Raw genomic sequence first — 5,428 nt, 5'->3', positions numbered from 1 at the left:
ACGGCCAGCAGCAGGGCGCACACCGTACCCAGGCGGCGCTGGCGGCGGCGGATATTTTGGCAGGCATCCCAGGTGTCGGCGTCAAGAAGAGTCTGCATGGATGAATCGTATCCTCTGAAAGTGCTGGCGGCAATCATGGCAATACCTCTGTTAGAGCATTCCAACTTTGGGATGTGAAATCTCAAAGTTTTTATAACGTTCACTTCGGCGCCTTACTGCACCCTCAGGCAGTGGTGCAGTCTTTTTCGCAAGCTCCTGAACCGGAGGCTGAAGCTGCGTTGCGCCTTGGTAGCGGACGTCTGCTCACGCAGCCGTCAGGCAGTTTCAAAGCAAAATTGTCTAGCGCTGCTGCACCAGTTGCGAACCCCTTACCTGCTCAAGCACCCGCCAGCTCACCAGCGACAGGCCCATGCGCGGCAAATGCACCATGCTTTGGCCTTCGGCGGGAAAGCGCCGCCGCACCATGCGTGTAAGCCAGAAGGCCCCGGCCCACAGAGGAACCGTTATACCGAAAAACCATGCGCAAAACGTCAGCTCGGCCGCGTCAAAACTGCGTGAAGACTGGTACATGGCTACAAAAACCGCGGCCACCATAAGCGCGTTGGCCGTGATACGGATGCAACTGATATAAAGGTGCTGCTTGTAGCTGTTCATGCTGTTCTCCAGAAAATCTTTTATACCGGGGCGGGCAGTGCCGCCCCGGTATTCTTGATGCCGATATGGTCTACTTGCTGAATATATTGGTCTTGGTCACGTTCATGATGCGTATGGCCTGATTCTTGTCCGCGTTTCGGTACGCGATGCGCATTTCGTTACCGGCAGCCCACACATAGGGGGGCAGGTCTATATCGCCTGCGGGAACCTTGAAGGTAATCAGGGAGCTCAGGCGGTTGGAATACACGGTGACCGTCTGCTGTTCCTTGTCAACAACGGGGAAGGTCTTGCCCGCAACCTTGGGATGCTTGGGGCGTATATTCTTTTCCACATCCATAAACTGCACGGGAATTTCGCGCACGGTCTTGGTTTCGGGATCGAATACAAGCACCGTATTCTTTTCCAGGTCGATCATGAGGCGTCCACCCACTTCAGGCGGCGGTCCCATTTCGCTGGGAATGGTCGGCAGCTTGAATGTGTGTACGCCACCGCTGTAATGCGGGTTGAACTGATCGTGAGTAACGTCAACCACGATGGTCAGGGTTTTGGCTTCGGGGTTGAAGGCCACACAGCGGCCCTGCTCCACCCCGCCCTCGAAGTCGCAGGCGGTGAGGAAAGTGGAAAGTCCAAGCACCAGCATAAGCAGCAAACTACGAATCTTCATGATGTCCCTCCTAGCTGTTCGCTGCCCGCATCTTCTTGGCGGCCAATTCCGCCTTGGCGCCCTGCACCATCTTCACCGCGATGTAGATGGAAATGGCACTTACGAAACCAAGAACTTCAACAGTGGCAAGGGGGCCAAGCAGCCAGCCCCATGCAGGGAATTCCGCCTGCAGAAGCTTCAGAATAACAGACATGAGGCAGCCCAGAACGGCCAGGCCGAAAACGAAACGAATGCCGTAACCCTTGACGTACTTGGTCGCCACAACGCCTATCTGCGCGCCGATGGCAGCGCCGCACAGCATGATGAGCGCGGCCAGGAGTTCCACGCGGCCCTTGTACGCGTAGGACGCCGTGCCGTACAGGCCGGAGATGGCAACTTCAAAGAGGTCCGTACCCACTGCCAGATGGGTGGGGCAGCCCACAAGATAGACAAGAGCGGGCATACGGATGAGACCGCCGCCGATACCGAGTATGCCTGCCAGCCAGCCGGTGAAGAGACTGACGGTGATAGGCAGCCACGCGGAGCAGGTGATGTTGGCATGCTTGTAATGGACAACGGGAGGTATCCTTATGGCCTGAAGACGAGAGGCCCAGTCAATGCCGACGGCGGCGGCGTCCAGTTCCTTATGTTGCGCCTTGGCTTCACGTTCCTTGCGACGGCGCACGGCGGCGTCATGAAACACCAGCCATGCAATGGATATGAGCAGCACCACGTAGAGCCAGCGCACAACCTTGTCCACCGAGCCGATGCGCTCAAGCCACATGACCATCTGCGCGCCGATTTCAACGCCGATGACCGTACCGATAAGCATGGTGATGCCCAGGGCGTAGTCCACGTTGCCGAACTTGCCGTGCCGCATGGTTGAGATAAGCGATTTACCAGCCATTTGCGCCACGTCTGTTCCGATGGCGAACGCCATGGGAAAGCCCAGAATATTCAGGCCGGGGGTAACCATCCACGCGCCGCCCAGGCCGAAGAAACCGCCGATAATGCCCACGCCGAAACCAAGAATGATAAGCCCCGGCCAGAAAATGTACACGCCGGAGATGGGCATCAAGATATACAGCCAATCCATATGCGCCTCCTTACTTTTCGGCCAGTTCGCGGTGCTTGAGGTCAATGCCGATGTGCGACATCACGAGGTCGGCCAGCCAGCCAAGGATGCAGCCCACAATGGGAATGATGAGCATGGTCAGGATGGCGAAAAAGAAATGACTCTCATTGTACATTTCCGCCCACCAGTACAGGATGCCGTCCAGCTTGCGGGTATCGGCCACAATTACCACCGCCGAAGCCTTGCCCCCGGCAGCCAGAGCCAGGCCGGGCATGGCGGCCAGCATGAGCGCGCAGCCCGCCAGCCAGGTCATAAGCGTGCGCATCTTCTTCATAAGAACCCTCCACTCTGTTTGAGATCCTTTGGACTCTCTTTCGGCAGTACCCCCACCGGGCCATGCCGACTGTCACGCAGTGAATGTGAAAAAGATAGCAACCACCGTGCCATTGCGTAATAATTGCCGTATTTTGCCGATTTTTTCTCATTTTTGCGCGAAAAAACTTGCCAGATTTTCGCGAGGTGCCTATAGTGGACACAAAGATTGCGCTTTTTTGCGCAACCAAGCCCAGGAGGAACAATGCGCTTCTACAGAACGCTTCCCGGCGGAAGCACCCTGGATGTCACCTCCTTCTTCATGAACCGCAGCCTTGTCAGCCGCATGCTCATGCTGGGGCTGCCTCTGCTGACTCTCGTGCTGCTGCTTATCTTTCTGACAACCAGCAGCAGCATTGAACACATCATAAACCGCGCAATAGCGCGCAACGCGCAACTTCAGGCCCAGGCCATGAGCCTGGCCCTGGAACATGCCCTGGCCGAAACGCGCAACCAGTTGCTGATACTGGCCGCAGGCTCTATGGAGCCGCAGGACATGGCCCGCAGAATGGAATTTCGCGCCAAGACCGATGGCCTTCAATATCGCGAAGTGGCCTATGTGGGGCTGACCCCTGAAAGCCGCTACCTGTTGCTGAACCACGAAGGGAGCATCATCAATATCCCCATGCAGGTGGCTCTCGACAGCCCCGCAAGCCCTTTCCATAACCTGGGGGGCGACCAGCGCCCCGGTTACGTCAATGTGGGGCAGCCTCTGGAAGCCGTGTATTCCATGGTTCCGGTCGACAAATCCCTGCAAAACGTTTCACTGCATGTGTTGCGTTTTTTTACCGCCCTGCATGACAAAAACGGGAACTTCCAGGGCTACCTGCTGCTGTCGCTGGATATGAAGGATCTGCGGAACATCGTATCGCGCTATTCCTCGCCCAACGCCCCCATCGCCGCATCCGGCACGGACACGCGCGTGCGCAGTCTGTTTTTCGACCGTGAGGGCTGGATGATCTTTCAGTCTGAAGTGCCCGATGCGGCTCTTGCGGGCAAAAGCCTGGGCAATGATGCGGTTCGGGCGGGCTTTTGGGGCGACTACGGGCGGCCCGGCTTCAGCATGGCTTTTCGTCCCAGCCCGGAACACATCAACTACTGGAGCATGGTGGCCGAGGTGCAGGGAGGGCATGCCGGACAACTGCCCATGACAGAAAGCAGCACCATATGGAGCAACGGACAGATGCGCGTGGAGCGCGTAAGCTATGTTCCCGTCGGCTTCAATCCCGGCTCCGGCGGCGAGCCTGTGGTGCTCGGCGGGCTGGCCGTTCTGGATACCAGCTTCACCACCACGCGCACCGGCATGCAGATCATGGGCATCTACGCAGTCAGCTTTATGGGGGGCATGGTTCTTCTGGCCCTGAGCCTCTGGTGGCTGGCGCGCCAGATGGGCAAATCGCTCAATGTCATGTCCGGCGATCTACGCAACCGCAATATTCTGGGCAATGATGACGACCTTGACCTGCCGCAGCTGCCTCTGGAAATGGAGCGCATCAAGAACAGCATCAACGCCCTTCTGAAACGTTTGCGCCAGGCCAAGGAAGAACGCCGCAGCCACGAGGCCCTTCAGGACGCCCAGTGGCAGCGCGAGCCAGCCTCCGACCTGCCGCACCCCGAAGACCTCCCCGCCAGCGGCCTTGTGGGCACGTCACCGGCCATGCAGACGCTGTATGACCAGGTACGCAAGGCATCGCAGGTTCTGGCGGATGTGCTGGTGGTGGGCGAAACCGGCACCGGCAAAGAACTGGTGTCGGAAGCCATCCACCGTCTGAGCGCCCGCGCTTCAGGACCGTTCATCACCATCAACTGCGGCGCGCTGGACGAAAACCTGCTTATGGACACCCTGTTCGGCCACGTAAAGGGCGCTTTTACCGAGGCCAGGCAGCCTCGCAAGGGGGCATTTCTGGCCGCCGAGGGCGGAACCCTCATGCTGGATGAAATAGGCAATGCCGCGCCCAAGGTGCAGCAGGCGCTGCTGCGGGCCTTGTCCACGCGGCGCATCCGTCCCCTGGGCAGCGATCAGGAAGTGCCTTTTGATACCCGCATTATCGCCGCCACCAATGCCTCCCTTCCCGACGAAGCACGCGACGGATCCTTCCGCGAAGATCTTTATTATCGTCTGGCCGTCATAACCATCCACACCCCTCCCCTGCGGGAAAGAAAAACCGACATCCCCTCCCTGACAGTCTACTTTCTGACCGAGGCCGTAAAAGCGCGCGCCAAGGCGGCAGAGATGGACGCCGAAACACAGGCGGAAAACACGGAACCCGCTGCGTACGGCCCAGGACAGTCCCCCTCGGCAAACGGGGCGCGCAAGTCACTGCGCATGCCCCAGGTCAGCCGGGGCGCCCTTGCAAAACTCACGGCCCACGACTGGCCCGGCAATGTGCGTGAGCTGAAAAATACACTTACCCGCGCACTGACCTTCTGCGAGGGCGATATTCTCTATGCCGAAAACATTCAGCTCGGCCCCATGGCCGCTTCCGCCGCGCCGGATAAAATACTGGCCCGGAGCGAAGGGCAGTATCCGCCTGAAGGCTCTTCCGCTGAGTCCCGGGAACTGCCAGAGGCTTCACAGGATCAGGCAGACAAGGACGCAATGGGGCTGGCGCCCGGTACCGCTGGCGCGAATCAAGGTTCCGGCACGCCTGCGGAACGCCAGAACGGCCATGAGCGCGAGGAGC

At 58.8% G+C, this 5,428-nt stretch carries 5 protein-coding genes; 1 reads left to right on the top strand and 4 read right to left on the bottom strand.

Annotated elements, in window-relative coordinates:
• Nucleotides 1-339 precede the first annotated feature (339 nt).
• The 4 genes from V6C07_RS04525 to V6C07_RS04510 all read right to left on the bottom strand — a co-directional run bounded on the left by V6C07_RS04525 (nucleotide 340) and on the right by V6C07_RS04510 (nucleotide 2,706).
• Entirely contained in the window at nucleotides 340-654 is a 315-nt protein-coding gene (locus V6C07_RS04525; protein ID WP_333535175.1) for a hypothetical protein, read from the bottom strand.
• A gap of 70 nt (nucleotides 655-724) precedes the next feature.
• Nucleotides 725-1,318: a DUF4881 domain-containing protein gene (locus tag V6C07_RS04520; RefSeq protein ID WP_333535174.1), complete on the bottom strand. Its 594-nt coding sequence runs from the start codon at nucleotides 1,316-1,318 to the stop codon at nucleotides 725-727.
• A gap of 10 nt (nucleotides 1,319-1,328) precedes the next feature.
• Entirely contained in the window at nucleotides 1,329-2,393 is a 1,065-nt protein-coding gene (locus V6C07_RS04515; protein ID WP_333535172.1) for a sulfite exporter TauE/SafE family protein, read from the bottom strand.
• Between the two features lie 10 nt (nucleotides 2,394-2,403).
• A complete protein-coding gene (locus tag V6C07_RS04510) occupies nucleotides 2,404-2,706 on the bottom strand; it encodes a DVU0150 family protein (RefSeq protein WP_333535171.1) in 303 nt (100 codons plus the stop codon).
• 243 nt (nucleotides 2,707-2,949) lie between these two features.
• On the opposite strand from V6C07_RS04510, the gene V6C07_RS04505 reads away from it, so the two are divergent.
• On the top strand, nucleotides 2,950-5,428 hold a 2,479-nt coding region (locus tag V6C07_RS04505; RefSeq protein ID WP_333535170.1), incomplete at its 3' end, for a sigma 54-interacting transcriptional regulator.

The organism is Desulfovibrio sp. 1214_IL3152, from assembly GCF_036763055.1.
In the GTDB taxonomy this organism is placed as follows: domain Bacteria; phylum Desulfobacterota; class Desulfovibrionia; order Desulfovibrionales; family Desulfovibrionaceae; genus Desulfovibrio.
Note: the sequence above shows the minus strand (reverse complement) of the source record. Positions and strands in the feature narration are given on the sequence as shown.